The 2,580-nt window shown below is 55.9% G+C and carries 2 protein-coding genes; one reads left to right on the top strand and one right to left on the bottom strand.

Translation table 11 applies throughout. The features are described from left to right. Window positions 1-247, top strand: a 247-nt coding sequence (locus AC3WLT_RS37095; RefSeq protein WP_492596513.1) for a hypothetical protein, incomplete at its 5' end; no start/stop codon positions are given. Between the two features lie 351 nt (window positions 248-598). Here AC3WLT_RS37095 and metG read toward each other — a convergent pair. Further along, the gene (metG, locus tag AC3WLT_RS37090) at window positions 599-2,125 is read right to left on the bottom strand and encodes a methionine--tRNA ligase (RefSeq protein WP_492596512.1); all 1,527 of its coding nucleotides are present in this window, start codon (window positions 2,123-2,125) and stop codon (window positions 599-601) included. Window positions 2,126-2,580 lie beyond the last annotated feature (455 nt).

Here is a 2,580-nt window from a genome sequence, read left to right as displayed (position 1 = left end):
GGAAAACTCGACTTCTCACGCTTTAATGAGCATGCCCGATGAGCCCCGTTACCCACTCCGTTTTCAAAAGAGCCAGATATTTGCGAATCCCGGCCACCCCTCTTATCCGTTCTGTCACAGCCATCGAAGTCTCCAGCGCCGGAAAAACGGCGGCTGGCTAGCATACGACGGCATCAAAAGCGGACATTTCTATGCAGCTAAAAGCGGACATTATCAAAAAGCCCTAACAACTAGCTCGGTTGATTAAAAGAATTATGCAAAATTTGCGAGCAATTGGGGGACGGCAGTTTCAGGTTCTGCAAGTGCTGGTTTCGACGCTGCTAACGGTGCTCCGCACTGGCTGCAACACCCGTTATCGCCGCAATCGCATGGTGGCAATACCGTGGCAAACGGGCCGGGGTAGGGCGCCTGTCGTTTGCGTTTTCCTAAGGCGGTGTCCTGTGCGACGGAAGGGCTGCAGCTCGGCCTTATGTGAAGCTTTCCATAAGGCCGAAAAAGGGACCTCCGAGACGTTCGTGTTAATCGTGTACAGAAGGTCGAGCGAGGCAGGGAGGAAGTTTCGGTTCGTGGACCGAAACCCATCCGATCGTGTTCAAGATCAACTCAGCGGCGGTCGCTTCGGAAACAGAACGCCATTGCGGACCTGATTGCCTGGCGCGACGCCTTTGCTCCATAGAGCGCCCCAAACAGGCTCGGCGGAGCACCCGAGCAACCACCGCAGTTCACGCATCTTTTCCGGCATTGCTGGCGCAAGGAGGATGGCGACGCTGTGAATTGCTTCCGCCAGCGTATAGAGCACCGTGTCGATTCGATCCGATGCTGCTTCATTCTTTGCGAGTGCCCAAGGCGCGGCGACTGACACGTAGCCGTTAAGGTGTCGTACGAATTCAAAAATCCGCTCCATTGCGGGTGCGAGTTTCATGTTGTCGACGAGTGCGAGAATTTCGCCTGGCAGGATGGCGGCGCGCGTGATGATTTCGTTCTCGAGCCGCCCATAGCCTTTGGGTGCCGGTACACGGCCACCACGGTATTTCACGATCATTGCCAGTGTGCGCGACACGAGATTGCCCAGATCATCCGCAAGATCCCGGTTCAGCCGCTTTTCAATGATCTCGTTGCTGATGATGCCGTCCCCACCGAAGCTGATCTCGCGAATCAACGCATAGCGCAGTACGTCAGTGCCATAGGTATCAGCCGCAATGAGTGGATCCACGCCGTTGCCGAGTGACTTGCTCATTTTCCGCCCGTCGTGACCGAGCAGATGGCCTGAAACGAAAAGGCGCTGATATAGTGGAATGCCCAGCGCATGACACATGCTCAGCCAGAACAGTGTGTGCGTGCGCAAAATGTCCTTTCCAATCACGTGCCGGACACCCGGCCAGAAGTCATGGAAGGAGCGATGATCCGGGTATCCCAATGGGGACACGTAGCTCAACAGCGCATCGAACCATACGTATGTAACGTGCTGGTCGTCCCACGGAATGGGAATGCCCCACTCAAGCCGTTCGCGCGGACGGGATATGCTCAGATCGCCGATAGGCTCTTCAAGTAGCCTCAGGATTTCGTTCCTGTATTGTGCTGGCTGGATGAGGTGGGGCGCATCCAGGAGAACTTGCCTGATCCAGTGACGGTGCTTTTCCATCCGGAAAAAGTAGTTTGGCTCACGACGTAACACCGGAGGATCCAGGTCTTCGGGCAGCTTCCCGTTGACCAGTTCCTTTTCGGTCACAAAACGCTCCTGCGCTACTGAATAGAGCGCTTCGTAGTCAGCCAGATAGATTTCGCCGTCGTCGAAGAGTCTGTTGAGGCAGTCAGATACAACCTTCGCGTGGGCCGGAGCACTGGTCCGCACAAAGCAGTCTGGGCTAGCAGAAAGTCGTTGCCATGCCGTTTCGAATAGCTTTGCGTGTCTGTCCGTGAAAATCCGGGGATCTTCTCCAGCCTGTGCGGCCGCCCTGGCGATTTTTTCCCCATGTTCGTCCGCGCCCGTCAGCAGCATCACCGTGTCTCCTGCTGCACGGAAGTAGCGTGCGACGACATCCGCGTGAATGCTCGCGTAGGCGTGCCCCATGTGTGGACGGTCGTTGACGTAGTAGATGGGGGTCGTGATGTATCGATAGGTCATGGCCGCTCCAGAAAAGAAAAAGGGACGCTGCGGCGTCCCTTTTCAAAAAAAGCAAAAAAAGCTTTCAACGCCCAGGATAAGGTATCTCCAGGTGCATGCACATCAAGCGGGCGTTGGTCACGAAATTCCGGGTATTCATCAGGTGCTCAAGTGCGAAGGCGGCGGTTGTGTACGGTATATATCGGCATGGTGCCAGTTGAACTGCAGTTTGTCCACGGACCGTTACCCGGACGTCGGGAACCAGTCGTCCGGGTCTCCTCACAGCGTTTCCCAACGAATACCGCAGGGTCCATTACGACAGCCGCTCGTCGCGGCGATGTAGATGATGTCCCGGCAGCCATTGTCTTCGCGGTCTGGCGTCGTGAGAACCGTATTCGTTAGGCAGTGTTCACATTTACGACTGGCCCAAACGCGCAGGCAAGCGATGCAAACACGAGATAGCTCTCGGCAAGCTT

This window comes from Paraburkholderia sp. FW306-2-2C-D06C, assembly GCF_058781505.1.
The sequence above is the reverse complement of the archived record's forward strand: the minus strand, read 5'-3'. Positions and strand labels throughout refer to the sequence as shown.

Excerpts from the sequence above, each read along its gene's own strand:
- metG (WP_492596512.1), bottom strand. The coding sequence starts at position 2,125 with ATGACCTATCGATACATCACGACCCCCATCTACTACGTCAACGACCGT.